Here is a 25,938-nt window from a genome sequence, read left to right on the forward strand (position 1 = left end):
AGGGTCGCGCGTGCCTTACAGCCTAAGCGAGCGAGCGTCATCCGAACGGTCAGTTACCGATAGGCGAACGGATGAGTCTTAAGCCGAAGTGGCCGCCTCGGCCCTGGTGAGAAGGGTGCTGAAACGCGCCGCGCCACGAACCGGTGACACCCAGTCGCCGGCGGTTTCCACCAAGCGGGTGTCCGGCCGCTCCAGCCACGCCAGGATCCGCTCGGTCTCCTCGGCCGTCGCGGCGTGCACCGGGCCCGGTCCTGCCAGGACCGTCTCGGCCGTCATCCGCGCCGCGTCGAGCGTCGGGCGGGGGTGCTGCCGGGGTGGCGAGGTGGCCGCCGCGGCCAGCCGGCCGTGCCGGACCACCGCGATCTCCCAGCCGCCCTTGTCGTCGCGGCGGGCCGCCACCAGCTCGGTCAGGCTGGTCAGCGCCTGGAGTCTCTGCATCCGGATCAGGGCGCGCAGCAGGGCGATCAGCCGGGACCGGACGGTCGCGGCCTCCTCGTAGCGCTGGCGGCCGGAGAGCACGTCGATCCGGGACATCAGCGCGTCGATCACCGGGCCGGGGTCGTTCGAGGTGGCGGTCCGGAACGGCGACGCGGCGCGAAGGTCGTACTCCTCCTGGGAGATCTCGTGCTGGCAGGGCGCCGGGCATCTCCCGAGCTCGGCCAGCGCGCAGGCCGGCGTCTTGGTCCGCACCGAGAGCTTGTGGTTGCACTGCCGCAGCGGAACGGCGTCGTAGACCCCGGCGGCGGCCAGCTCGGCGGTCCGCCGCGACGAGAACGGGCCCAGATAGGTCGCGCCGTCCTCGGCGAACCGGCGCACCACGGAGAGCCTCGGGAACGCCTCCGCGGTCAGCTTGAGCCAGACCACCCGCTCCGGGAACTTCGACCGGCGATTGTACGGCGGGGCGTGCGACGCGATCAGCCGCAGCTCGCGGACCTCGGCCTCGAGCGAGTGAGCGCACTCGACCGCCTCCACCCGGACCGCGGCGGTGAGCATCTCGGAGATCCGGGCGCGTTTCTCGGCCGCCGTGAAATAACTGCGCACCCGGGTGGCGATGTCCTTCGACGTGCCGACGTAGAGCGGGCGGTCGTCGGCGGCCCGGAACAGGTAGACCCCCGGCACGTGCGGCAGGCCGTCGGCGAGATGTCTCTGCCGGCGCTGTGCCGGGGTCACCGCCTTCGCGAACTCGATCGCGTCGCCCAGCGTGTGCACCCGGTGACTGCCGAGCCGCTCGATGAGCCCGTGCAGCACGTCGACCGTGGCTTTCGCGTCGTCAAGGGCCCGGTGGTTCGGCTCGACCGCGGACCGGAAGAACCGGGCCAGCGTGCCGAGCTTGCGGTTGGGCACCTCGTCCTTGGTCAGCGCGCGGCGGGCCAGCGCCGCGGTGTCCAGCACCCGCATCTGCGGCCAGGGGTAGCCGTGCCGGGCGCAGGCGGCCTTGAGGAAGCCGACGTCGTAGGGCGCGTTGTGCGCGACGAGCACCGCGCCGCGCAGGAACTCCAGCAGGGCGGGGAGAACCGTCTCGATCGGCGGGGCCGGGCGCAGCATCGCCTCGGTGATGCCGGTCAGGACGGTGATGAACGGCGGCAGCGGCACACCCGGGTTGACAAGCGTCGCGAACTCGCCGAGCTGCACGCCGGCGCGCACCTTGACCGCGCCGATCTCGGTGATGCCGGCGCCGTCAGCGGCGCCGCCGGTGGTCTCCAGGTCGAGCACGACGAACGTGGTGTCCGCCAGGGACAGCGCCGCGGGGTCGACCGATCCGTCAGCGGTCAGCAGCGTGTCCAGAGTGCCCTGCACGTAGGCGGGTTGTGTCACGGGCGGCAACCCTAGCCAAGGGGTACGACACTTCCCAGAAAAGATCACCTGCTCGCCAGAGGCGGATCGGTCATGGCCGGTGTGAGAATGGGGAGATGTCCGCGCCGCTCGATCCTGAAGACCGCCCCGATGAGGAGGCGGCGGACTTCATGCCCGAGCCGGTTCTCCCCGAGGCCGTCCGGCAGCGGATCACCACGCTGGCCGCCGCCGCCCTGCCCGGCCTTCCCGCCGACGAGATGCCGGTGCCGCTGCGCCGGGTCGCCCGGTTCGCACCCAATCGCCGGGCCCGGCTCGGCGGGCGGGACATCGCCGCGCAGCTGGTCGCCGACCCGCTGTTTCGCCAGCGCCTCGGCGCCCGGGTGGTCACCGAGGCCGGTGACCTGGGCGCCGCCGTGACCAGCGGGGTGGCCCCGGCGGCCGCCGACCCGGTCGAGGTGGCGGCGCTGGCCTACCTGGCCCGCCCGGCCGGCTGGCGGGAGCTGATCGACGCGGCCGGCGACGCGGTCCGGGCCGAGGCCGACACCGCCGCGATCGCCTCGCAGGTGCGCGCCGCCGAGCAGCGCGCGGTCCGGGCCGAGCACGACCGGACGGTGGCCCGGGTCGAGGCCGACAAGCTGCGTGACGAGCTCGCCCGGGTCCGCGAGGAGCTGGGCCAGCTGCGCGAGGAGGCGCGGACCGCGACCAAGGCGCTGCGCGAGGCGCAGGCCGCCCAGAAACGCGCGGCCGACCTGCTGGCCACCGAGAAGGGCCGGGCCGCGCGGGCCGCGCAGGACCACGAGGCCGAGCTGCGCCGGCTGCGCGCCCGGGTCGCCGACGCCGAGGCCGCCGCGGCGTCCGGCAAGCAGACCGCCAAGGACGCGCGGGCGGTCGACGACGCCCGCCTCTGGCTGCTGCTCGAGACGATCGGGCAGGCCGCCAGCGGGCTGCGCCGGGAGCTGGCGATCGGCCCGGCCGACAAGCTGCCCGCCGACTTCGTGGCCGACGCCGCCGCCGACCGGCCCGGCGCGCCGGAGCGCTCCCGGGCCCGGGCGCAGGACACCGACGACCCGGGCCGGCTCGACCAGCTGCTCGCGCTGCCCCGCGCCCACCTGGTCGTCGACGGGTACAACGTGACCAAGCGCGGCTTCGCCGACATGTCCCTGGAACAGCAGCGCAAGCGGCTGATCACCGGGTTGGGCGGGATCGCGGCGCAGACCGGTGACGAGATCACCGTGGTCTTCGACGGCGCCGAGCGGGTGCACGGGCTGCCGCCGGCGCCCCGGGGCGTGCGGGTGCTCTTCTCCCGCAAGGGGATGACCGCCGACGAGCTGATCCGCCAGCTGGTCCGGGCTGAGCCGCCGGGCCGCCCGGTCGTGGTGGTCTCCTCCGACCGGGAGGTGGCCGACGGCGTGCGCCGGCACGGCGCCTACCCGATGGGGGCGGATTCGCTCCTCCGCCGATTGTCCCGATCCTGAAAACTGTCGTACCCCTCGCTTAGCGTGACTGTCACGCCTTCAGAGGAGGGGTAATGATCATTGATTGTGGTCGTTGCACCGAAAAAACCGACGCATGCCACGGGTGTCTGGTCAGCGCGCTGATCGACACTCCGGACGGCCTGGCCGACCTGACACCCGGCGAGCTGCGGGCGATCGAGACGTTCGAGCTGGCCGGGTTCGAGGTGGAGCTGCTGGAGACTCCACCGCCGCCCGTGATGGTGAAAAAACACGTTGCGTGATCATGACTAGGATTACCTGATGACGCCGAGACAGTGGGCGGTCACCGCGCTCGTCGTGCTGCTCGCCGCGCTGGCCGCGTTCGCCGCCGCCAAGGTCCCGTGGCACCGCGCCCCGGCGCCCCGCGCCGACCAGCTCGACGCCCTCGGCCGGCTCGACGCCGGCAAGGTCGCACGGGCCCGGCAGTTCCACGCCGAGCTGCGCCCCGGGCGATACCTGGCGATGCTCCTCGGCCTGGCCGCCGCGCTGGTGCTCGGGCTCACCCCGCTCGGCGCGCGGCTGGTCGAGCTGACCGGCGACCACTGGCTCGTCCGGGCGGTCCTCGGCGGACTCCTCGTCGTGGTCGTCACCGAGCTGCTCACCCTGCCGATCGCGATCTGGCGGCACACGGTGGTGGTGCGCTACGGCATCTCCACCCAGAGCTGGGGCGGCTGGGCCGGCGACATGCTGAAGTCGTACGCGGTCGGCGCGGTCCTCGGCGGCGTGGTGCTGGCCGGCTTCTTCACCGTCACCCACTTCGCCCCGCGCTGGTGGTGGGCGTTCGGCGCGGCCGGTGTGGCGGGTCTCGTCGTGCTGCTCTCGTTCGTGCTGCCGGTCCTGGTCGAGCCGATCTTCAACAAGTTCACGCCGATGCCCGAGGGGCCGCTCCGCACCGAGCTGCTGGAGCTCGCCGAGCGCGACGGCGTGCCGGTCCGCGACGTGCTGGTGGCCGACGCGTCCCGGCGGACCCGGGCGGTGAACGCCTACGTCTCCGGGCTCGGCCCGACCCGGCGGATCGTCGTCTACGACACGATGCTGACCGAGGCCACGCCGGACGAGGTCGTCTCGGTGGCCGCGCACGAGCTCGGCCACGCCAAGGACAACGACGTGCTGACCGGCACGATCATCGGCGCGCTCGGCGCCGCCGCCGCGGTGATCGCGCTCTACCTGGCCGGCTCCTGGGGCGGGCTGCTGCGGCTCGCCGGGGTCGACTCGATCGGCGATCCCCGGGCGATCGGGCTGCTGCTCGCGCTCAGCACGGTCGCCGGGCTGATCGCCGGCCCGGCGCAGGCGTTCGTCTCACGCCGCGTCGAGGCCCGCGCCGACGCGCACGCCATGGACCTGACCGGCGACCCGGAGACCTTCGAGGCGATGCAGCGCCGCCTCGGCACCGTGAACCTCGCCGACCCCGACCCGCCGCACTGGGAGCACGCCATGTTCGCCTCACATCCGTCCACCGTGCAGCGGATGGCCGCGGCCCGCGCCTACGCCCGGGCGGCCCGCTGATGACCCGCACCCTGCTCGTCACGAACGACTTCCCGCCCCGGCCCGGCGGCATCCAGCAGTTCGTGCACAACCTGGCGGTGCGCCAGCCGGCCGGCTCGATCGTCGTCTACGCCTCGCAGTGGCGCGGGTCGGCCGCGTTCGACGCGGAGCAGCCGTTCGAGGTGGTGCGCGAGGAGACGAGCGTCCTGCTGCCGACTCCGGCGATCGCGAAAAAGGCCGCAGCCCTCGCGAGAAGCCACGGCTGCGACACCGTGCTCTTCGGCGCGGCCGCCCCGCTCGGGCTGCTGGCACAGGGCCTGCGCAAGGACGCCGGCATCGAGCGGGCCGTCGGCATCACCCACGGGCACGAGATCGGCTGGGCGGCGCTGCCCGGCGCGCGGCAGCTGCTGCGCCGGATCGCCCGGGGCGCCGACGTCATCACGTACCTCGGGGAGTACCAGCGCACCCGCCTGGACAAGGCGCTGCACGGGCTCACCGACCTGCGCCGGCTCGCGCCCGGCGTCGACGTGGACACGTTCCACCCCGGTGTGGACGGCTCCGAGGTGCGCAAACGGCACGGGCTGGCCGGGCGGCCGGTGGTCGTCTGCGTCAGCCGTCTGGTGCCCCGCAAAGGCCAGGACATGCTGATCCGGGCGATGCCGCTGATCCGCCGCCGGGTTCCGGGAGCGGCGTTGTTGCTGGTGAGCGGCGGGCCGTACCGGAAAACGCTGGAACGGCTGGCACGGGAGCACGGCGTCGAGTCCGACGTGGTGTTCACCGGTTCGGTGCCGTGGCCCGAGCTGCCCCAGCACTACGCGGCGGGCGACGTCTACGCGATGCCCTGCCGCACCCGCGCCGCGGGGCTGGACGTGGAGGGTCTCGGCATCGTCTACCTGGAGGCCTCAGCCACCGGGCTGCCGGTCGTCGGCGGCGACTCCGGCGGCGCGCCGGACGCGGTGCGCGAGGGCGAGACCGGGTTCGTGGTCGGCGGCAGCGACGTGCCGGCCATCGCCGGGCGGGTCGCCGACCTGCTGAGCGACCCCGACCGGGCGAAACAGATGGGTCAGGCCGGCCGGGCCTGGGTGGAGCGCGAGTGGCGATGGGAGACCCAGGCCGCGCGGCTCACCGCGCTGCTCGAGCGTGAATGAGTCTGGACTGAGTCGGGGGCGGCGGCGTAGGAACGAGGCAGGAGGCCGCCGATGCCGGACACTGCGCCCGATTCATCCTCTCTGCTGGAGTCGGAGGACGACGGGGAACTCGCTCTTCCCTACTGGCTGACCAGCACCAAGGAGGCGGCCGACACCACGTTCCTGACGATGCTGCGCCGGCTGCCGCGCCTGCTCCGCGACGGCTGGCTGCTGGCCTGGCACGCCAGCCGGCGCACCACGATGGCCGTCCTGATCCTCCAGTCGGCGGCCGGACTCGCCTCGGCGCTCGGCCTGATCAGCGTGGTCGGCGTCTTCGACGGGCTGCTCCAGGCCGGTCCGACCCCGGAGCGGGTGCGTGCCGCCGTACCCTCGCTGGTGCTCTTGATCCTGACCCTCGCCGCGCGGGGGCTGCTGAGCTCGGCGGCCACGGCGGCGCACGGCCGTCTCACGCCGCTGGTGTTCGAGGCCGCGGAGATGCGGCTGCTCGACCTGACGACAGGCGTCGACCTCGCCACGTTCGACGATCCGGAGTGGCGCGACGCCATGCAGCGCGCCCGTGACCGCGGCATCTACGCGGCACAGCGGATCGTGGACTTCGGCATCGAGGTGCTCACCAACCTGATCGGACTGATCGCGGCCGGCGGTGTGCTCGCCGTGCTGCACCCGGTCCTGCTGCCGATGCTGGTGCTGGCGGCGGTGCCGACCGGCTGGGCGGCGGTCCGCGCGGCACGCCTGGGGTACCGCATGCGGCTGCGGCTCATCGCCGTCTGGCGGCGGCAGAACATGCTCGCCGAACTCCTGGCGGCGCGCGAGCCGGCCGGAGAACTAAGAGCCTTCACGGTACGGCGTTTCCTGCTCGCCGAGGTCGCCCGGCTGCTACGAATCTCCACTGTGGAAGAAATCAAGGTGGTGACCCGGTCGGTGCGCAGCAACCTGTTCGGACAGGCGCTCAGTGGCCTGCTGACCGGGGGCGCCTACCTGGTGCTGCTCTGGCTGCTCTGGACCGGCCGGATGGAGCTGGCCGCCGGAGGCGCGGCCGCCTACGCCATCAACATCGGCATCGGCAAGCTGCGGGAACTGGCCTTCTCGGTGAACCGGGTCTACGAGCAGGGCCTGTACTTCTCGGACTTCCAGGGCTTCTGCGACCTGTCCCGGCAGCGGGCCGAGCCGTCGCCGGAGCGGTGCGCGCCCACCCGGTTCAGCGAGATCACCCTGGACTCGGTGACGTTCAGCTACCCCGACGCCACCCGACCGGCGGTCGACGACGTCAGCCTCACCCTGCGCCGCGGCGAGATCATCGCGCTGGTGGGGGAGAACGGGTCCGGCAAGTCGACGCTCGCCGCCGTGCTGGCCGGGCTCTACCGCCCGCAGCACGGGACCGTCACCTGGGACGGCGTCGACGTGAGCCGGCTGCACCCGGACTCGCTGCGGGACCGGGTCGCCGTCGTCATGCAGGAGCCGACCCGCTGGCCGCTCTCCGCCCGGCTCAACATCGCGATCGGCCGGCACGACCGCCCGGCGACGCTGGAACAGGTGCAGGAGTCGGCGCGGGCCGGTGACGCGCACTCGTTCGTGATGGAGCTGCCCCGCGAGTACGAGACGCTGCTCTCCCGGCACTTCACCGACGGCGCCGACCTGTCCGGCGGGCAGTGGCAGCGGCTCGCGGTCAGTCGCGCCTTCCACCGCGACGCGCCGCTGCTGATCTGCGACGAGCCCACCGCGAACCTCGACGCCCGCGCCGAACACGACGTCTACCAGCGGTTGCGATCCCTCGCGGCGGGCCGGAGCGTCGTGCTGATCACGCACCGGATGGCGAGCGTGCGCGAGGCCGACCGGATCTACGTCCTCGATCACGGGTCGGTGATCGAGGAGGGGGATCATGACTCTCTGATGGCGGCGGGCGGGCTGTATGCGCAGTTGTTCACGCTCCAGGCCAGCGCCTATCAGTCGGCGTGAGATATTTCGACATGGACCTTTCCGGTACGCGTATCGACCCGTCCCTGCTGCGCCGCCTCGGTGTGGAGCCCGGCGTGGCGACGCTGCTGCAGTTCTCGACGGCGTTCTGCGCGCCGTGCCGGGCGGTGCGGCGGGTGAGCGGTGAGGTCGCTGCGCTGGTGCCGGGGGTGCGGCACGTCGAGGTGGACGCGGAGAGTCACCTCGACGAGGTGCGCGAGCTGGACGTGCGGCGGACGCCGACGCTGTTCGTCCTGGACGCCGAGGGGCGCGTCGTCAAACGTGCGACCGGCGTCCCGACGAAGCCGCACTTGATAGCCGCCCTGGCCGAAATCCTCCCGGCCACCTGACCACCCGGCCGCCACCGCCGCCACCTGATCGCCCCGGTCACCACCTGGCCGCCCGGTCCGGCGCCTGGGATCGCTCGGCCGTAGCGCAAGCAGGTGACCCGCGCCGGTGACCTGCGTGGGCTACGGCTGAGGCCGCCCGGCCGGAGCTGATGCCTGTGATCATGGCCGGATAGCCGGCTTGGGCTACGGCTCGGATCGCTCGGCCGTAGCGCGGGCAGGTAACCCGCGCCGGTGACCTGCGTGGGCTACGGCTCGGGGCTCGAAAGCGGCCCCGACCCGCCGTGGCGGCGAGCGAACCGGCCCCGCGTGTCGAGTTCGGGTGCGATGCGCGCCCGAAATTCACACGCGGGGGAGCGGGGTCAGGCGGGGACCGGGACCGGGGTGGGCGTGTGGGTTGCGCGGGTCAGATTGCGGGCTCCGGGGATCAGCAACTGCGAGGCGCCCGCCACGAACAGCACCGCCGCGCACCCCGTCACCACCTGGTCGATGCCGAAGCGGTCGGAGAGCGGCCCGGCCAGCGCGTTCCCGACCGGCATCGCCAGGAACGACGCCACGTAGTCCCAGGAGGCGACCCGGCCGAGCATCTGGTGCGGGACGTTGTCCTGGATCGCGGTCTCCCACGCCACGTCGTAGAAGAGCAGTCCCGCGTAGCCGATGACCGCGCCGGCGAGGACGGCCCACAGGACGCCGGGCCAGACGTACGCGAAGGCCCACAGCGGCATCAGCAGCAGCGCCAGCCAGCCGGCCCGGAGCAGCTTGTGCGGGCGTAACCGCATCCCGAGCGCGGCGCCGAGGAATCCGCCCAGTCCTTCGGCGGCTGCGATCAGGCCGAACGCGTGGGCGCCGCCGAGCCGCTCGATGGCGACGACCTGGACGAGGACCAGGATCATGCCGTTCGCGATGTGGTAGACCGTGGCGCCGAACAGGCCGCCGATCAGCCAGTCCCGGCTGCGGATCTCCTTCCATCCGGCGGCGAGCTCGGCGATGAAGGGCTCTCGGGTGCCGCGCTCCGCCCGTACCCTCATCATCGCTGCCGCGACCAGCGACAAGAGGAAGCTGACCGCGTTGACCGCGAAGCCCGCGGGCGCGCCGAATGCAGCGACCGTGACCCCGCCGAGCGTGGGGCCGGCGATGCCGCAGCCGGTCTGCAGCATGCTGAGCGTGGCGTTCGCCGACTGGCGGCGGTCGGCCGGGACGAGCAGCGGCTTGAGCGCGGTCATCGCGGGGGAGAAGAAGCTGCCGGCGGCGGCGGAGACGACGGTGAGCGCGCAGAGCAGGCCGAGGTGGTAGCTCCCGGTGAACATCAGCGCGATGCCGGCGGTGGCGGCGAACCGGATCAGGTCCGACCAGACCATCACGTGCCGCGGCTGCAGGCGGTCCGCCCAGACGCCGCCGAAAAGGGTGCAGATCAGCAGCGTCGTCACCGAGGAGGCCATCACCAGGCCGAGGTCTCGGGCGCCGCCGCCGGTGGTGACCACGGCGACGGCGAGGGCGACCGTCTGGAAGCCGTTGCCCAGCCAGGAGAGGGCCTGCCCGGTGGCGAGCAGCCGGAAGTCACGAGTCATGACGATGAAAGTAGTTCATCGTCTAACTATCAGCAATCGAATAATCAGAAGACGTGTCAAGATGGCGGCATGGAACGAGACAGCGCGGATCAGCATGTCGACCGATGGTCGACGTTCTGGAAGGACGAGCCGGCCTTCGACCCCGAGGTCGAGGGGGCGCTGATCCGGATGTTCCACATTCAGCGGAGGATCAGGCGCGATGACGCCGCGGCGTTCGCCGGCAGCGAGGACTTCACGTTGCAGGACTACAAGACCCTGCACGAGCTGATGGTGCAGCCGTGGCCGACCGAGGCCACCCCGGCCCAGCTCGCCGAGGCGGCGAACGTGACCAGGGCGGCGATGACCAGCCGGCTGGACCGGCTCGCCGAGGCCGAGTTGGTCACGCGCGAGGTGGACGGCACGGATCGGCGGCGGGTCCTGATCCGGCCGACGAAGAAGGGGCGGGAGATGTGGAACCGGTACATCTTCGAGGGGATCGAGCGGGACAAGCAGGTGATGAGCGCCCTGACGAAGGACGAGCTGATCCAGCTCAACGCCCTGCTGCGAAAAGTCCTGCTGTCTCTGGGCGAATGAACGGACTTGGCCTCCGCGGGGGATATCTCGGGGACGCGGAGACTCGTCGTTGCCGCTCTGGAGCAGTGAGACCTATCGGGGGATCCGAAGGCTAAAGCCGTGAAACGCCGAAAATGTCGGAGATGGGCTAGAACTTCGGGGCGTCGGGGGCTTCCAGGAGGCCGAGCCGGAGCGCTGTCATCAGTGCCTGCGCCCGGTTGGCCGCACCCAGCTTCTCGTAGAGCTTCGAGATGTGGGTCTTGGCGGTCGACTCGGAGACGAAGAGCTGCTTCGCGATCCCGGCGACGCTCATGCCGTCGGCGAGCAGGCGGAGCACCTGACCCTCACGCGGCGACAGCTGCGGGCCGGACGGGGCGAGCCGGCGCTTCATCGCCTCGGCCAGGTCGGCCGCCGTGAAGGCGCTGGGTGCGGACGCGGCGTGCCGGGCGGCCGCAACGACCTCGTCGGCGGGCGCGGTCTTCGGCACGAACGCGCTGGCCCCGGCCTCGAGAGCGCCGAAGAGCTGGTCGTCGCCCGCATACATGGTGAGCACCACGATGCCCATGTTCGAGTTGTTCTTGCGCAGCGCGCGGGTGGCCTCCAGGCCACTGCCGTCGGGCAGGCGCAGGTCCATGATCACGACGTCCGGCTGCAGGGCGCCGGCCTGGCGCACCGCCTCCGCCGCGGTCGCAGCCTCGCCGACGACCTCGAACTGCCGGTCGCGCTCGAATGCGTGTCGCAGCCCTTTGCGGATCAGGTCGTGGTCGTCGACTAGCAGGACCTTGGTGCGCCCGGTCGGCGCAGGAGTGGTCATGGTCGGGTTACTCCCCTTCTGGAGCGGAAACACTCTCCCGCACGCTATCGCGCCGAGGTGGCGTTCCGAGCACTACGGCGACGGTTGTCCCGCTGGGGTGTCGCGGCGTGATCTTGAGACGTCCTCGGATGCGTTCAGCACGCTCGGCCATGATGGTAAGGCCGTAACGGCCGTCCGGCCGCTCGTCGGCGAAGCCCTTGCCATCATCGGACACTTCGATTTCCGCGTACGGCGGGTCGACCGTGCAGGTGACCCAGAGATTCGACGCGCCCGCGTGCTTGCGGGCATTGGTGATCGCCTCCTGGGCGATCCGCAGCAGCTCCGCCTCGGTCGCGGCCGGCAGCCGGGCGGTCGACTCGTCGAACGTGAAGTGCACCCGCAGGCCGGCGCTGGTGCCGAGGGTCCGAGCGTACTCCGCGATGGCCGCGGCCAGGCCGCCGTTGCGGTCCACCTCGCTGCGCAGCTCGAACAGGCTCAGCCGCAGCTCGGTGATCACCCGGGTCACCTCGCCGCGCAGCGTGCGCAGCTCCTCGGCCGTCTCCTCGGCACCCTCCGGCAGGGTGGCCTGCGCGTTGTCGATGCCGTAGCCGACCATCACCAGCTCCTGGGCGACCCCGTCGTGGATCTCCCGGGCCAGCCGCTGGCGTTCCTCGTTCGTCGCGAGCGAGCGCACGTCGTCGAAGAGCAGGGCGGCTTCCAGCCGCAGCGCGGCGGGGCCGGTCACCTCGGTCACCGCCTGGACGACCGCCGACGGGTACGCCCCGGCGGCATCCGTCTCCAGGATCACCAACCCGATCGTCCGGACGCCGGCGACCAGCGGCACGACAAGCGACGACGCCTCGCCCCCGGCATGCGTGCGCGCCTGCGAGCGACTCGCGGTCTGCGGCTGCTGGGTGGCCCAGGCGTCCGCGATCGCCGAGTCGGCGTCGAGCGTGACCTCCCAGTCGACCCGCTCCGCGCCGCTCTGCGCGAGCACCACGAGCCGGCCGCCGCCGCTCGCCGACAGGACCGCCGCCCGGTGGCCGGGAGCGACCGCGCGCAGCTCCTCCAGCAGGTGCTCGGATATGCCGCCGGGGTCGAGCGTCGCGCCCGGCAGCGAGCGGGCCACGCTGCGCAGCTGGGTGAGCAGGCGCGTGGCCTCCGCGTACGGCTGGGGGGTGGGCTCGGGCGGCTGGAGCAGCTGACGCATCGTCTCGGCCGCGAACGTCACGATCGCCCCGAGCACCAGCCACTGCCCGCAGGCCGCCAGGTAACCCGGCTCGGTGAGCGAGCCGGAGACGCCCCCGCCGATCACCATGGTGGCCGCGGCGACGCCGAGCAGCACGGGTCCCTCGGTCGAGCGACGGTGCAGCGCCGCGGTGAGCAACGGCACCGCGAGGTACGGCAGGATCGCCTCGGCGCCGAACCCGGCGTTGACCCGCCCGACCGTGTCCGCCGAGGAGGCCACGAAACCGGCTGCCAGACTGGTGATCACCACCTCGGCGAGCCGGCCGGCGGGCGACCAGATGTGATGCCGGACCAGGAACGCGGGCACCGCGGCGACCGCGAGCAGGGCGATCCAGCCCAGCTGTTTCGGATCCTCGGTGGCGGTCAGGGTCAGGACGGCGACCAGCGCGAGCATGACGACACGCGCGGCGGCTTCGGCCGGGCGCAGGCGCGCGGGTCCATTGGCTGGGGCTGGCACGGAACGGATGGTATCGGGAGCCGCCGACATCGCCCATCCGTCGCGGCCCGGTCGCGTGCTTCGTCGTACCCAGCGAGTAGCCTCCCAGCATGGCCGACACCTCGACGCAGACGATTCAGATCCATGCGCCGCTGGCCCGCGTGGCCGCGGTGATCTGCGACTTCCCGCGCTACCCGGAGTGGGCCGAGTCGATCAAAAAGGCCGAGGTCGTCGAGGAGTACGAGGACGGTTACGCCGCGCAGGTCCGTTTCCAGATCGACGCGACGGTCCTGACCGACGAGTACACGCTGGAGTACGCGTACGCCGACGATCTCTCCCGGATCGAGTGGCACCTGGTCGAGCCGTCCAAGACGCAGCGCTCCCAGGACGGGTCCTACGACCTGGTCGAGGGCGCCGACGGGACGACCACGGTGACGTACTCCCTGGCGGTGGATCTCGCGATCGGGATGCTGGGGATGTTCCGCCGCAAAGCGGAGAAAGTGATCATGGACACGGCGCTGAAGGAGCTCAAGCGCCGGGTCGAGAGCTCGCCGGCCGCCTGAGCCGCGCCGGCGAGGAGGGGAGCGCGAGATGGCCGGTTCCGCACGCGATGAGGCCGAGCGGCTGGTGGCGACGTTCCTCGCGAAGGCCGCGGCCGGCGGTCTGGGTGCCGCGGCGAGCGCTTCCCGGGCCTCCGGCGATTCACCGGGTACGGGTGATGCCGACCCCCTGAGATTCCTCGGCGAGACGGTCGCCGGATTCCTGCACTCGTCCCGTGGCTGGGCCACCGGCAGCGCCGAGTGCTGCGTCTGCCCGATCTGCCGGGCGATCACCGCGCTGCGCGACCCGAGCCCGGAGACCGCCGAGCGGCTGGCGACGAGCGCCGGTGAGATCGCGACCGGGGTGGCCGGGCTGATGCGGGCGTTCTCGTCGCTGACCGAGCAGCGGCCGAAGCCGCCGCCGGCGCAGCGGTCGTCGGAGCGCCCGGCGAACCCGGACTCGGTGTGGGCGTCCGCGACCCACGCGGCGCAGCGTGCTGGTGGCGGAGAGGATTCGCCGGACGCCGGCGACGATCCGTGGGCGGCGGCGACTGCGGAGAGCGCGCGGGAGGCGGCTGCGGCGGCCAGGGCGCGGGCTGCGGCTGCCGAGGAAGCGGTGGCACGAGCGGTCGCGGCAGCCACAGCGGCCCGTGAGCGGGCATCGCAGGAGCGCGAATCGCGGACCGGGGGCGGGTGGACGCCGGAGCATGGAGGGATGGCGAGCACCCGTACCCGTACTGGGGATGTCTGGGCCTCCGCCATCGCTCAGACCGAGGCCGCGGCAGAGGCGAAAGCTGCCTCCGAGGCCGCGGCCATCGCCGAGGAGCACAGCGCGGCCCAGGCGGGAAGCGCGGCTGAGGGGCACAGCGCGGCCCAGGTGGAAATGGCGGCAGAAGCGGAGGCCGGGGCAGACGACGCGGCCCGGCACCGTAGCGTGGATCATGTGCGGGGCGCTGTGGCGCCCGAGGACCGCGACGGCGCCGGTCCGGGCGACGGCGCCCGGCGAGGCGACGCGGTGTGAACTGTTTGCAGAGGGGACGGGCAGCGTGACGCTGACCATCGGAATCGACGTCGGCGGGACCAAGGTCGCCGGTGGCGTGGTCGACGAGTTGGGCAACGTGCTCGCGTCGAACCGCCGGCCGACGCCGGCGGAGGACCCGGCCGCCACCCGGGACACGATCGTCGAGGTCGCCGCGGAGCTGGCGGCGAAGTACCCGGAAGCGACCGCGATCGGCATCGGCGCTGCCGCGTGGATCGACGCCGCCGGTTCGACGGTGCTGTTCGCGCCCAACCTGGCCTGGCGCGACGAGCCGCTGCGTGACTACGTGTCGAAAGCGGTCGGCCTGCCGACCGTGCTGGAGAACGACGCGAACGTCGCGGGCTGGGCCGAGTTCCGCTTCGGTGTCGCCGAGCACGCCGACGACTCGATGGTGATGATCACGGTGGGCACCGGCATCGGCGGCGCGATCGTGGTCAACGGCAAGCTGTGGCGGGGTGCCAACGGCATCGCCGCCGAGCTGGGCCACATCCAGTCGGTTCCGGACGGGCACCCGTGCGGCTGCGGCCGGCTGGGCTGCCTGGAGCAGTACGCGTCGGGCAACGCCCTGGTCCGGTTCGCCCGGGCCGGCGCCCGGCAGGAACCGGAGCGCGCCGCGAAGCTGCTGGAGCTCGCCGGCGGTGATGCCCTCGCGATCAGCGGCCGGCAGATCACCGAGGCGGCCCGGTCCGGCGACGGCGTCGCGATGGACGCGTTCGCGCAGGTGGGCTACTGGCTGGGGGTGGCGCTCGCGGACCTCGCGCAGAGCCTCGACCCGCAGATCATGGTGATCGGCGGCGGCGTGATCGACGCCGGCCCGCTGCTGATGGGCCCGGCCGAACGGACGTACCGGGAGCAGCTCGCCCAGCGCAACCGGTTCCCGGTGGCCGAGGTGCGCGCCGCCGAGATGGGCAACGCGGCGGGCGTGGTCGGCGCCGCGGACCTGGCGCGCCGGGCCTGAGCGGATGTCCGGGGTCCCGCTGCGGGTGGTCAGTTACAACGTGCACGGCATGCGGGACGACCGGCCGGCTCTGGTCGGCCTGATCCGCGAGCTGGCCCCGGACGTCCTGGTGGTGCAGGAGGCGCCGCGCCGGTTCCGCTGGCGGGACCGGTGTGCCTCGCTGGCCGCCGACGCGGGCCTGGTGGTGGCGGCCGGCGGGCTGCCGGCGCTGGGCAACCTGCTGCTGGTCAGCCTCCGGGTGGCGGTGCATCGGACGTGGTGCCTGCGGTACCCGCTGACCCCGGGACGGCACATGCGCGGCGCGGTTTTCGCGGAGCTGTCGGTGCGGGATGCCGGTCGATTCGTGGTGACCGGGTCGCACCTGGCGACGGATCCGGCGGAGCGTCCCGTGCAGGCTGCGCGGTGGAAATCAGAAATGCCCGACTTGCCGTTTATTGTGGCCGCTGATCTCAACGAAGGGCCGGGCGGCAGCGCCTGGCGGATGGTGGCGGACGGCCTCACCGGCGACGACCGCGATGTCCCGACATTTCCGGCGGTGCTCCCGCAGCGGCGCATCGACGGTCTCTTCGTCTCGCCCGGCATAGCCATCGAGCGTTACGAGATCATCGGCTCCGACCTCGCCCGCCGGGCGAGTGATCATTTACCGGTCGTCGCTGATCTTCTACTCCCTTCCGCGTGAGGCCGGGCTCTGCGAGGATCGCCGGGTGCACGACACCCCCGAGCCGGGCGACCGTGGCGACGCCGTCTGTGTCGTCGGCGCCGGCGCCAGCGGCCTGGCCGCCGTCAAGAACCTGCGTGAGCTGGGCTTCGCCGTCGACTGCTACGAGCGTGAGACCTCCGTCGGCGGCGCCTGGAACTGGCGTCACGACCGCAGCCCGGTCTATGCCGGCACCCATCTGATCTCGTCCCGGCCGCTCACCGAGTTCCCCGACTTCCCGATGCCGGACAGCTGGCCCGACTACCCCCACCACAGTCAGGTCCTGCAGTACCTGGAGCGGTACGCCGAGCACTTCGATCTGAGGCGCGACATCTGGTTCGGCATGGAGGTCACCTCCGCGGTCCCGGCCGGTGACGGCAGGTGGGATGTCACGATCAGGTCCACCGGTGTGGGTGAGTCGTCCCGGGTGCAGCGCTACGCCGCCATCGTGGTCGCCAACGGCCACAACTGGTCGCCGCTCACGCCGGAGATCCCGGGGGAGTTCCGGGGGCAGGTGATGCACGCCCGGGCGTACAAGGATCCGGCTCGGCTGCGCGGCCGCAAGGTCCTGGTGATCGGCGGCGGCAACACCGGCTGCGACATCGCGGTGGAGGCGGCCCAGTACGCGGCGCGGGTCTGGCACTCCACCCGCCGGGGGTACTGGTTCGCCCCGAAATACCTGTTCGGCCGCCCCGCCGACCAGGTCAACGACCGTCTGCTGCGGCTGCGCGTGCCGTTGCGGCTGCGCCAGTGGCTCTACCGCCGGACCGTGCGGCTGACCGTCGGCGACCTCACCCGGTTCGGCCTGCCGGCACCCGATCATCGGCCGTACGAGACGCATCCGATCGTCAACAGCCAGCTGCCGTACTACCTGGGACACGGCCGGATCGAGCCGGTGCCGGACGTGGAGCGCTACGACGACGACGGCGTGGTGCTGGCCGGCGGCGGCCGGATCGAGCCCGACCTGGTGATCACCGCGACCGGTTACCGGCCGCGGTTCGACTTCCTCGCCCCCGAGCTGCTCGACACCGACGAGCACGGCCGGCCCGACCTGCACCTGCACGCGTTCGCCCGCAGACACCCGACGCTCGCGGTGATCGGCCTGCTGCAGCCGGACTCCGGGGTCTTCCCGCTCGCGCACTGGCAGAGCGTCGCCGTGGCCCGCTGGCTGCGGCTGCGCGTCACCGATCCGGACCGGGCCGCCGCGGTGCAGCAGAAGGAGTCCGCCCGCCCGCTGGGCAGCTGGTCGCGGCGCCGGGTGGTGCCGACCCAGCGGCACTGGTTCGAGGTGGACCACGTGGACTACCTGCGCTCCGTGGAGAGCCTGCTGGAGCGGATGGAGCCGGCCCGATGAGCCTTCTTCGCTCCGCCGGCCGCACCGGCCCGATGAGCCTGCTTCGCTCCGCCGGCCGCACCGGCCCGATGAGCCTTCTTCGCTCCGCCGCCCGCACCGGCCCGATGAGCCTGCTTCGCTTCGCTGACTGGACCGACCCGGTGCCGGCGGCCGAGCGGGAGGTCGTCTCCCGCCTGCCCGAGGACGGCACCGGTCAGCCGCCGCTGCTCTTCGTCCCCGGCCGCGGGCACACCGCCGCGATCTTCGCCGAGCATTGGCTGGGGCACGCCGCCGGTCGCGGTTTTCCCGGGTACGCGGTGACCCCACGCCCGGGCGGCGACCTGCGGGCGTTCGTCCACGACACGATCCAGGTGGCCGCCTCGATGCCCCGGCAGGCCGTACTGATCGGGCACGGGCTCGGTGCGCTGACGGTGGCGCGGGCGCTGGGCCGCTATCCGGCGCGGGCCGCGGTGCTCGTCGCTCCGCGCGTCTTTCCCCGTCTTCCCCTGTCCCGAGGCTGGGAGCTGCCGGATCCGGTGGGCGCGCCGCCGATCCTGGTCGCCGGCAGCCCGGACGACCGGGTCGTCAAGCGCCCGGCCCTGGACCGTGCCGCCGCCCGGTACGGCGGTGCGCCGCTGCTCTTCCCCGGCATGGGTCACGACCTGATGACCGGCGAGAGCTGGGCCGAGCCGATCGACGCGATCCTGGACTGGCTGGAGAAGTCGTTACCGGTGCCAGGCCACTGACGCGGCCGGGGCGCGGTCGCCGGCGAGCCGCTCGGCGAGGCTGCCGGTGTGATCCAAAGCGGTCAGATAGGCCCGCGCCCAGGATTGGATGTCGTGCCCGGCCAGATGATCGCGCATCGCCGTCATCCGCGCCGCCAGTTCGGCCGGGTCGGCGGACATCGCCCGCAGCAGGGTGTCCTTGAGCCCGTCGACGTCGTGCGGGTTCACCAGAAAGGCCTGCGGCAGCTCCGCGGCCGCCCCGGCGAACTCGCTGAGCACCAGCGCGCCGCGACCGTCCTCACGGGCCGCCACGAACTCCTTGGCGACCAGGTTCATGCCGTCCCGCAGCGGGGTCACCACCATGACGTCCGCGGTCCGGTAGAGGGCGGCCAGCTGGGAGCGGGCGAACGGCTGGTTGAGGTAGTGGATCGCGGGCTCGCCGACCCGGCCGAACTCGCCGTTGATCCGGCCCACCTCGCCCTCGATCCGGTCGCGCAGGTCCTGATAGCTCTCCACCCGTTCCCGGCTCGGCACGGCCACCTGGACCATCACGGTGTCCCGGACCTTCACGTGCCCGGCCCGCAGCAGTTCGCTGTACGCGGTGAGCCGGTGCTCGATCCCCTTGGTGTAGTCGAGCCGGTCCACGCTGAGCAGCACCCGTTTCGGCTGCCCGAGGTCGTGCCGCAGCTGTTCGGACTGGCGCAGCACGTCCGGGCGGCTGGCGAGGGCCCGCATCTCGGCGACGTCGATGGAGACCGGGAACGCGCCGGTGCGTACGGTCCGCCCGTCCACGGTGATCGCGTCGTCGGTGGCGTGCGCGCCGAGCAGCTTCGTGGCGAGCTGGGCGACGTTGTGCGCGGCCTGCTCCCGCTGGAAGCCGACCAGGTCGGCGCCGAGCATCCCGCGCAGCAGCTCGACCCGGCGGGGAAGCTGCATGTAGAGCTCGGGCGGCGGGAAAGGCACGTGCATGAAGAAGCCGATCAGCAGATCGGGGCGCAGCTCGCGGAGCATCCCCGGCACCAGTTGCAGGTGGTAGTCCTGCACCCAGACCACGCCAGCGTGCTCGGCGACCTCGGCCGCGGCCTCGGCGAAGCGGGCGTTGACGCTGCGGTACGTCTCCCACCAGTTCCGGTCGAACACCGGCTGTTGCACCGCGTCGTGGTAGAGCGGCCAGAGCGTCGAGTTCGCGAACCCTTCGTAATAGCCCCGCAGCTCGTCCGCGCTCAGTGACACGGGCCGCAACCGCAGGCCACCGATGTCCGTCAGGGTCGGCGCCGGGCCCACCCCGCCGGCCCAGCCGACCCAGGTGGCGGGCGCCTGCTCCAGGATCGCGTGCAGGGCACCGGCCAGCCCGCCCGGACTGCGGCGCCATTCGCACGCGCCGTCCGGGGCGGCGTTGTCATCCAGCGGCAGGCGGTTGGCCACAACGACGAGCGAACTCTGGCGCATCACCGAAGGTTACCGTGATAACACCAACGATCATCTATGTGATGGGTTACATCCGGCGGTCAGACCACGGCGCCGTCGTCGAACTCGTCGTCGTCATCGCCGGAGCGCAGCCGCCACACCAGCGTCACCGCGCCGCCGACGATCCCCGCGAAGCCGAACAGCGTCACATAGGTCTTGTCGAGCGGGAGCAGCTGCGGGAAGAGGAAGAGCACGAAGCCGACCACGATGCTGAGCACGCCCATCACCGCGTACTTCGAGATGTGCGGCAGCGGCGGGGGAGGCGGCGGGATGTACCGCTCCTCCTCGTCGTCGCCGGACTCCGGCACATCGGTGCCGAACGTGTCGAGCCCGTAGAGCAGCGACTGCTCCTCGGGCGGCGGCGGGTCGGTGCGCCGCCGGTTCAGCGGGCGGCCGTCCTCGCCGACCGGCCGGCCGGTCGGCTGCGGCGGGTCCACCGGGCCCACGCTCTCCGCTTCCGGCCAGGGTGAGGAGGCGCTGTCGTCGAGCGTGTGGAAGCCGGCAATGATCTTTTCCCACTCGGCGTCCACCTCGGCCTGCGGCCGGGTGTCCGCCGCGGGCGCCGAGGGCGGCGTCGGGAGCGCTCCGCCGGTCACCTTCTGCAGGTGCTCGCGGGCGGTCTCCAGGCGGGTACGGTCGACGTAGAGCCGATCGATCGGACGGGCCGGCAGGGTCGTGGCCCGCAGGATCGGGTTCAGATCCGCCGTGGGCTGGAGGTACGCCGCGATGCCGCCGGCGGCCAGCACATCGAGCAGGTGCTCGCCAACCCGCGGATCCACGTCACCCGCGACGGCATAATCTGCCGCGTCGAGCCCGTTGTCGCGTCGCCCCCGACGGGCGCCACCCGTTGTCACCGATGCACCCCCTTGCCGACCGTGCCTTGAATGGTGACACGGCATGCGCCTGTTGCGGGAGTGCGTTGTGGCGCGCCGCCCCGCTTCGTACGCTTCTGTTCGCCCCGGGACGCCGGTGGCATCCGCGGAAAGGACCTCAGTGTTCTACTGGCTGCTGAAGTTGGTGGTCCTCGGACCATTGCTGAGACTTGTCTTCCGCCCGAAGGTGGAAGGCCTGGAGAACGTTCCCCGGACGGGTCCGGTGATCCTGGCCTGTAATCATCTCTCGTTCTCCGACTCGATCTTTACCCCGCTGATCATGCGGCGGAAAGTGACCTTCGTCGCCAAGGCCGAATACTTCACCGGCAAGGGGATCAAGGGGTGGTTCTCCCGGATGTTCTTCGTCGGCGCCGGGACGATCCCGGTGGACCGTTCGGGTGGCGAGGCGGCCCAGGCGGCCCTGGACACGCTGCTGCGGGTGCTGCGCGAGGGCAACGTCGCCGGCATCTACCCGGAGGGCACCCGTTCGCCGGACGGGCGGCTCTACCGCGGTAAGACCGGCGTGGCCCGGCTCGCCCTGGAGAGCGGCGCCCCGGTGGTGCCGGTGGCGCTGCTGAACACCGACGAGATCCAGCCGACCGGCACGCTGATCCCGTCGGTGAAGCGGGTCCGGATCAGGATCGGTCAGCCGCTCGACTTCTCCCGCTACGCGCAGAGCCGCGGCGACCGCTTCGTCGAACGCGCGATCACCGACGAGATCATGTACGAGCTGATGGTCCTCTCCGGCCGCGAGTACGTCGACGTCTACGCCTCGACCCTTAAAGAGCCGGTAGCGGCGGCCTGAGCCCACCCGAAGTCGCATTGCGCCCGCCGGTGTCGAGAGACGCGAAATCGGCTAGGCGAAGCCGTGGTCGATTTCGTGGCTCTCGACACCGGCGTTAAGGGGCGCAATGCCCGCCGAGCGGAGCGAGGCCATCAGACTCTGCTTAATTCATCCCTGCGCGGCGCTTGAGGGCCTGCACGTCGGTCACCACGATGCGCCGGCCCTCGGTGCGCAGCCAGCCGCGGTTGGCGAACGAGCCGATCGCCTGGTTGACGCTCTGCCGGGAGCCGCCGGCCATCTCGGCGAGCTGGCTCTGGTTGAGCTCGATGGTGATCATCGGCGCCTGGCTCTCGCCGGAGAGCCGGACCAGGGTCTTGGCGACCCGGCCGGGCAGGTCGAGGAAGACGTGGTCGGCGTTCTGCTCGGTGAGCCGCCGGATCAGGCCGCCGACCGAGCGCATCACGGCGTCCAGGATGCGTGGGTTGGAGTGCACCAGGTCCATGAACGCGGCCCGGGACAGCGAGAGCGCCTGGGAGTCCTCGATCGCCTCGGCGGACGCGCTGCGGGTCGAGGCGTCGAGCAGCGAGACCTCGCCGAGCACGTCGGGTGGTCGGACCACGGTGAGCACGGCGCGCTCACCGGTCGGTGCGGTGCGGAAGACCGCGACGGCGCCCCGTTTCATGATGATCAGAGAGTCGCCGGGGTCGTGCTCGACGAAAAGGATCTGACCCTTGCGGTAGTGGCGCGGAACGGCGGTGGCGATGACGCGCTGCCGAACGTCCGGCTCCAGCCCCGCAAACATTTCCACGCCGGTGAGCGCGTCGCCGGAATCCGGCAAACGATGATCCACGGCGCTAATCCCTCCCCCGGTGGGGACGCGTCGACCCGGCCGGCGCCGGCCCCACGACGCGAACGATCACTCTTAGCACGAAGCGGGCCCCGAACGCCATCTCTCTGTCGGACATCGAAGCTCACTCCCGTACGATCATGTCGCTTCAGTAGCTTTCTGTAAACCTCCCATCGCCTTCTGTGATTGTCGCCCTCGCTGTCCGTCGCTTCTGTCGCTTGTGCCGAGATAATCCCGCAGTGCCGGATGATGAAATCCTTCGATCGACGTTGCGCGACCAGTGGCACCTCGTCCCCTCGGAGATCACCGAGCAGCCCGTCGCCCTGATGTCCCGCGGGTGGGAGATCACCACACCGGACGGCAGCTACGTCGCCCGGCTCGCCGAGAGCGGCGCGCGGGCGCCGATGGAGGCCGGGCTGATGGCGGCCGAGCACCTGCGGGGACGCCGGATCGACGCCGGTGAGCCGATCCGCACGCTCGCCGGGGCGCTGACCGTGGAGACCGAACGGGGTGCGCTCGGCGTGCAGCGCCGGCTGCCGGGGCGGCCGCTGGACTGCCGGGATCCGGTGGATCAGCAATGGTGGGGGGAGCGGCTCGGGGTCGTACACAAGGCATTGCAGGGTTTTCGGCATCCCGGCCTGCGCCCGTGGCAGTTGCCCGACCCCGACGCGCCTCATCTGGACGCGGAGCCCTGGCTCCGCGCAACGGTCTCCGCGGCGGTCGCCGCCGCGACCCGGCTGACCGTGACCGATCAGCTGACCTACGGGATGCTGCACGGCGACCCGGCCGCCGACGTCTTCGTGCTCGACCCGGCGACCGGGCGGTCCGGTCTGCTGCACTGCGGCGCCTGCGGCACCGGTCCGGTGGTGTACGACGTGGCGGCCGCCGTGGCCTGCGCCGGAGGGCCGGAGGTCGCGGGGGAGATGCTGGACGGTTACCTGGCGGCCGGGCCGGTGCGCCGCGACGAGCTGGACGCCGCGTTGCCGGTGCTGCTGCGGTTGCGCTGGGCGGTGCAGGCCGACCGCGCCGCCCGCGCGGGCTGCCCGGAAGGGCTGGGCGCGGCACGGGAGGCCCTGGAGTCCATGCCCGGATGACGATGGGCAAGGATGTCCGGTGATGGTGTACCGATATTTTTACGACTGCGAGTTCATCGAGGACGGGCGGACCGTCGACCTGGTCTCGATCGGTGTCGTCGACGAGTTCGGCCGCGAGTTCTACGCGATCAGCACGGAGTTCGACGACTCCAGGGCCGTGCCCTGGGTGCGCCGCAACGTGCTCGACAAGCTGCCCTCACCGGCTGACAAGGCGTGGCGCAGCCGGGAGCGGATCCGGGACGACCTCTACGAGTTCCTGATGGAGCCGCTCCGGGGCCGTTCCGAGCAGATGGAGCTCTGGGCGTGGTACGCGGCGTACGACCACGTGGCGCTCGCTCAGCTCTGGGGCGCGATGCCGGCCCTGCCCCGGGAGATCCCGCGGTTCACCAAGGACCTGCGGCAGCGCTGGGACGACCAGGGCCGCCCGAAGCTGCCGGAGATGGCAGGCCGGCACGACGCGCTCGTCGACGCCAGGCACAACCTCGCCCGGTGGAAGGTCCTCAGCGGCTCTTGAGGGGTGGGACGCACTCCCTCATCACTGCCTGAACGTCGTTGTCGGTCAGCTGCGGCCCCAGGTCGCCGTTGTCCGGCCGGGCCCGCAGGCCGTCCACGATCAGCGCCAGGTAGCGCTCGTAGAGCTGCGGCCGGCACGCCGCGCTGTTCTGCGCCAGCTCGGTGACCATCGCCATGATGATCGGGAAGTCGTGGATCCCGACATCCGCCCGGAGCGTGCCCTCGGCGTGCGCCCGGTCCAGGATCTGCTGGATCAGCGGCAGCATGTGCTCGCCGACCTGCGCGAAGTGATGCTGGTTCATGGTCAGCGCGGCGTCGCGCAGCCCTCGGTCGGCCGCGTGCATCCGGGCCGCCCGGTGCAGGAACGTCACCAGCCCCTCCCACGCGCTCGGTGCCGCCAGCGCGTCCTCGGCGAGGCTCACCATGTCCTCCAGGCGGTCCGTGAAGACCGCCTCGACGAGCGCCTCCTTGGTGGGGAACCGCCGGTAGACGGTGCCCACCCCGACGCCCGCGTGATGCGCCACGTCGTCGAGCGTGGCGGCGAAGCCACGGGTCGCGAAGACCTCGTGAGCGGCCTCGATGATCCGCTCCCGGTTGCGCTGCGCGTCTCGTCGCAACGGCCGCACCTCGGTGTCCATGTGTCGAAGCCTACAAGAAAGTGGAGGCAATCCCTCAACTTCCGCTGCTAGCCTGCCGAAGTGGAGGACGAACCTCAACTTCTTGAAAGGCTGCGATGAGCACGCTTACTGATCGACCACGTCCGTCCGGACGTGAGGAGCAAGCGTCATCCGGGCGCTGGTGGGCGCTCGTGGTGCTGGCCCTCGCGCAGCTCATGGTGGTGCTCGACGCCACGATCGTGAACATCGCGCTGCCCACCGCCCAGGCCGACCTCGGCTTCGACGACGCCGGCCGCCAGTGGGTGGTCACCGGTTACGCGCTCGCCTTCGGCAGCCTGCTGCTGCTCGGCGGACGGCTCTCCGACTTCTTCGGCCGTAAGCGGATGTTCGTCATCGGCCTGATCGGCTTCGCGCTCGCCTCCGCCCTCGGCGGCGCCGCGCAGAACCTGGAAGTGCTGATCTTCGCCCGGGCGCTGCAGGGCGCGTTCGGCGCGGCGCTCGCCCCGGCGGCGCTCTCGCTGCTCTCCACCACGTTCACCGAGCCCGCCGAGCGCGGCAAGGCGTTCGGCATCTTCGGCGCCATCTCCGGCGCCGGCGGCGGCATGGGCCTGCTGCTCGGTGGCGTGCTCACCGAGTACGTCTCCTGGCGCTGGTGCCTCTACGTCAACCTGGTGATCGCCGCCATCGCGGTGATCGGTGCCTTCGCCAAGCTGAAGGACGAGCCGATCCCGGCCCACGGCAAGATCGACATCCCGGGCACGATCACCGCCGTCGCCGGTCTGGTCGCCCTGGTCTACGGCCTCGCGAACGCCGAGACCGACGGCTGGACCGACGCCATGACCCTCGGCCCGATCGTGGCCGGCCTGGTCATCCTGGTGGCCTTCGTGCTGATCGAGCGCCGGGTCCAGCACCCGCTGCTGCCGATGCGCGTCATCCTCGACCGCAACCGCGGCGGCTCCTACGCCTCGATCGCGATCGCCGGCGCCGGCATGTTCGGCATCTTCCTGTTCCTCACCTATTACCTGACCGCGATCCTGCAGTTCACCCCGATCCAGACCGGTCTCGCGTTCCTGCCGATGCTCGGCTCGGTCATGCTCACCGCCACCACGGCCGGCACGATACTTACGCCGAAGATCGGCCCGCGCCCGCTGGTCCCGGTCGGCGCCGTGATCGCCGCCGTCGGCATGGTCTTCCTGACCCGGCTGCAGCTCGACTCGACGTACGTCTCCGGCATCCTGCCCGGTCTGATCATCATCGGTCTCGGCCTGGGCCTGGTCTTCGCGCCCACCCAGAACGCCGCCACCTCCGGCGTCGAGCACAGCGACGCCGGCGTCGCCTCCGCGATGATCAACACGGTGCAGCAGATCGGCGGCTCGATCGGCACCGCGCTGCTCAGCTCGTTCGCCGCCTCCGCTGCCAGCGACTACATGGTGGGCAAGGAGCCGACCGCGCAGCTCGCGATGCAGGCCCAGCTGGAGAGCTACCACACCGTGTTCTGGTGGTCGGCCGGCTTCTTCCTGCTGGCCGCGATCGTGGCGGCGGTGCTCTTCCGCACCGGCCCGCTCGACGTGGACCCGGACGCGCCGCCGGCGATGGCGCACTGACAGTAGTTCGCCCTGAGAGCGTGTGGACCTCG

25 protein-coding genes are annotated in these 25,938 nt (G+C 71.9%); 17 read left to right on the forward strand and 8 right to left on the reverse strand.

The features are described from left to right. Positions 1–78 precede the first annotated feature (78 nt). A complete protein-coding gene (locus AMIS_RS07200) occupies positions 79–1,815 on the reverse strand; it encodes a DEDD exonuclease domain-containing protein (RefSeq protein WP_014441546.1) in 1,737 nt (578 codons plus the stop codon). Positions 1,816–1,910: 95 nt separating this feature from the next. Between AMIS_RS07200 and AMIS_RS07205 the strand changes: the two genes are divergently transcribed. Genes AMIS_RS07205 through AMIS_RS07230 form a run of 6 tightly spaced genes read left to right on the forward strand, consistent with a single transcriptional unit; the run spans position 1,911 to position 8,223 of the window. Further along, positions 1,911–3,269 carry an NYN domain-containing protein gene (locus AMIS_RS07205; RefSeq protein WP_014441547.1) on the forward strand — a complete coding sequence of 453 codons (1,359 nt, stop codon included), beginning with the start codon at positions 1,911–1,913 and terminating at the stop codon, positions 3,267–3,269. A gap of 53 nt (positions 3,270–3,322) precedes the next feature. Then, the gene (locus tag AMIS_RS07210; protein ID WP_014441548.1) at positions 3,323–3,529 is read left to right on the forward strand and encodes a hypothetical protein; all 207 of its coding nucleotides are present in this window, start codon (positions 3,323–3,325) and stop codon (positions 3,527–3,529) included. A 19-nt stretch (positions 3,530–3,548) separates the two neighbouring features. After that, entirely contained in the window at positions 3,549–4,793 is a 1,245-nt protein-coding gene (locus tag AMIS_RS07215) for a M48 family metallopeptidase (protein ID WP_014441549.1), read from the forward strand. Beyond that, positions 4,793–5,920, forward strand: coding sequence for a glycosyltransferase family 4 protein (locus AMIS_RS07220; protein ID WP_014441550.1), 1,128 nt, complete (start codon positions 4,793–4,795; stop codon positions 5,918–5,920). The genes AMIS_RS07215 and AMIS_RS07220 overlap by 1 nt, the downstream gene beginning before the upstream one ends. A gap of 51 nt (positions 5,921–5,971) precedes the next feature. Then, entirely contained in the window at positions 5,972–7,876 is a 1,905-nt protein-coding gene (locus AMIS_RS07225) for an ABC transporter ATP-binding protein (protein ID WP_014441551.1), read from the forward strand. Then, positions 7,873–8,223 carry a TlpA family protein disulfide reductase gene (locus AMIS_RS07230; RefSeq protein ID WP_231859253.1) on the forward strand — a complete coding sequence of 117 codons (351 nt, stop codon included), beginning with the start codon at positions 7,873–7,875 and terminating at the stop codon, positions 8,221–8,223. The genes AMIS_RS07225 and AMIS_RS07230 overlap by 4 nt, the downstream gene beginning before the upstream one ends. Before the next feature lie 359 nt (positions 8,224–8,582). Here AMIS_RS07230 and AMIS_RS07235 read toward each other — a convergent pair whose 3' ends face one another. Further along, complete coding sequence (locus tag AMIS_RS07235) at positions 8,583–9,788, reverse strand: MFS transporter (RefSeq protein ID WP_014441553.1); 1,206 nt, start codon at positions 9,786–9,788, stop codon at positions 8,583–8,585. 69 nt (positions 9,789–9,857) lie between these two features. Between AMIS_RS07235 and AMIS_RS07240 the strand changes: the two genes are divergently transcribed. Continuing rightward, entirely contained in the window at positions 9,858–10,361 is a 504-nt protein-coding gene (locus AMIS_RS07240; protein ID WP_014441554.1) for a MarR family winged helix-turn-helix transcriptional regulator, read from the forward strand. 127 nt (positions 10,362–10,488) lie between these two features. On the opposite strand, the gene AMIS_RS07245 is transcribed toward AMIS_RS07240, so the two are convergent. Together AMIS_RS07245 and AMIS_RS07250 are read right to left on the reverse strand one after the other, a co-directional pair. Then, entirely contained in the window at positions 10,489–11,154 is a 666-nt protein-coding gene (locus AMIS_RS07245; RefSeq protein ID WP_014441555.1) for a response regulator transcription factor, read from the reverse strand. Between the two features lie 7 nt (positions 11,155–11,161). Next, positions 11,162–12,838 (reverse strand): GAF domain-containing sensor histidine kinase, encoded by a 1,677-nt coding sequence (locus AMIS_RS07250; RefSeq protein ID WP_041830586.1) that lies wholly within the window; start codon positions 12,836–12,838, stop codon positions 11,162–11,164. Positions 12,839–12,927: 89 nt separating this feature from the next. On the opposite strand from AMIS_RS07250, the gene AMIS_RS07255 reads away from it, so the two are divergent. The 6 genes from AMIS_RS07255 to AMIS_RS07280 are packed head-to-tail and all read left to right on the forward strand — an operon-like array spanning position 12,928 to position 18,129. Next, positions 12,928–13,380, forward strand: coding sequence for an SRPBCC family protein (locus AMIS_RS07255; protein ID WP_014441557.1), 453 nt, complete (start codon positions 12,928–12,930; stop codon positions 13,378–13,380). A 28-nt stretch (positions 13,381–13,408) separates the two neighbouring features. Continuing rightward, a complete protein-coding gene (locus tag AMIS_RS40295; protein WP_014441558.1) occupies positions 13,409–14,377 on the forward strand; it encodes a hypothetical protein in 969 nt (322 codons plus the stop codon). Positions 14,378–14,402: 25 nt separating this feature from the next. Continuing rightward, positions 14,403–15,353: an ROK family glucokinase gene (locus AMIS_RS07265; RefSeq protein ID WP_014441559.1), complete on the forward strand. Its 951-nt coding sequence runs from the start codon at positions 14,403–14,405 to the stop codon at positions 15,351–15,353. 4 nt (positions 15,354–15,357) lie between these two features. Beyond that, on the forward strand, positions 15,358–16,032 hold the full coding sequence (locus AMIS_RS07270; RefSeq protein ID WP_014441560.1) for an endonuclease/exonuclease/phosphatase family protein: 675 nt from the start codon (positions 15,358–15,360) through the stop codon (positions 16,030–16,032). A 25-nt stretch (positions 16,033–16,057) separates the two neighbouring features. Continuing rightward, positions 16,058–17,404, forward strand: a complete 1,347-nt coding sequence (locus AMIS_RS07275) for a flavin-containing monooxygenase (protein WP_014441561.1) — start codon at positions 16,058–16,060, stop codon at positions 17,402–17,404. Continuing rightward, a complete protein-coding gene (locus AMIS_RS07280; protein WP_014441562.1) occupies positions 17,401–18,129 on the forward strand; it encodes an alpha/beta hydrolase in 729 nt (242 codons plus the stop codon). The genes AMIS_RS07275 and AMIS_RS07280 overlap by 4 nt, the downstream gene beginning before the upstream one ends. On the opposite strand, the gene AMIS_RS07285 is transcribed toward AMIS_RS07280, so the two are convergent. Both AMIS_RS07285 and AMIS_RS07290 read right to left on the reverse strand, forming a co-directional pair. Continuing rightward, on the reverse strand, positions 18,109–19,557 hold the full coding sequence (locus tag AMIS_RS07285; RefSeq protein WP_014441563.1) for an alpha,alpha-trehalose-phosphate synthase (UDP-forming): 1,449 nt from the start codon (positions 19,555–19,557) through the stop codon (positions 18,109–18,111). The genes AMIS_RS07280 and AMIS_RS07285 overlap by 21 nt on opposite strands. A 59-nt stretch (positions 19,558–19,616) precedes the next feature. Further along, a complete protein-coding gene (locus AMIS_RS07290; protein ID WP_014441564.1) occupies positions 19,617–20,429 on the reverse strand; it encodes a hypothetical protein in 813 nt (270 codons plus the stop codon). Positions 20,430–20,568: 139 nt separating this feature from the next. On the opposite strand from AMIS_RS07290, the gene AMIS_RS07295 reads away from it, so the two are divergent. After that, on the forward strand, positions 20,569–21,252 hold the full coding sequence (locus AMIS_RS07295; protein WP_014441565.1) for a lysophospholipid acyltransferase family protein: 684 nt from the start codon (positions 20,569–20,571) through the stop codon (positions 21,250–21,252). Positions 21,253–21,394: 142 nt separating this feature from the next. Here AMIS_RS07295 and AMIS_RS07300 read toward each other — a convergent pair whose 3' ends face one another. Then, a complete protein-coding gene (locus AMIS_RS07300) occupies positions 21,395–22,081 on the reverse strand; it encodes a Crp/Fnr family transcriptional regulator (protein WP_014441566.1) in 687 nt (228 codons plus the stop codon). A gap of 236 nt (positions 22,082–22,317) precedes the next feature. Here AMIS_RS07300 and AMIS_RS07305 point away from each other — a divergent pair, with 236 nt between their 5' ends. After that, positions 22,318–23,172, forward strand: a complete 855-nt coding sequence (locus AMIS_RS07305) for a phosphotransferase enzyme family protein (protein ID WP_014441567.1) — start codon at positions 22,318–22,320, stop codon at positions 23,170–23,172. Between the two features lie 22 nt (positions 23,173–23,194). Then, positions 23,195–23,686, forward strand: coding sequence for a polyadenylate-specific 3'-exoribonuclease AS (locus tag AMIS_RS07310; RefSeq protein ID WP_014441568.1), 492 nt, complete (start codon positions 23,195–23,197; stop codon positions 23,684–23,686). Here AMIS_RS07310 and AMIS_RS07315 read toward each other — a convergent pair. Beyond that, positions 23,673–24,323, reverse strand: a complete 651-nt coding sequence (locus AMIS_RS07315) for a TetR/AcrR family transcriptional regulator (RefSeq protein WP_014441569.1) — start codon at positions 24,321–24,323, stop codon at positions 23,673–23,675. The two genes, AMIS_RS07310 and AMIS_RS07315, sit on opposite strands and share 14 nt — an antisense overlap. 95 nt (positions 24,324–24,418) lie before the next feature. Here AMIS_RS07315 and AMIS_RS07320 point away from each other — a divergent pair, with 95 nt between their 5' ends. Continuing rightward, the gene (locus AMIS_RS07320) at positions 24,419–25,906 is read left to right on the forward strand and encodes a DHA2 family efflux MFS transporter permease subunit (protein WP_014441570.1); all 1,488 of its coding nucleotides are present in this window, start codon (positions 24,419–24,421) and stop codon (positions 25,904–25,906) included. Positions 25,907–25,938: the final 32 nt, after the last annotated feature.

The sequence above is a fragment of the Actinoplanes missouriensis 431 genome (assembly GCF_000284295.1).
GTDB lineage: Bacteria > Actinomycetota > Actinomycetes > Mycobacteriales > Micromonosporaceae > Actinoplanes > Actinoplanes missouriensis.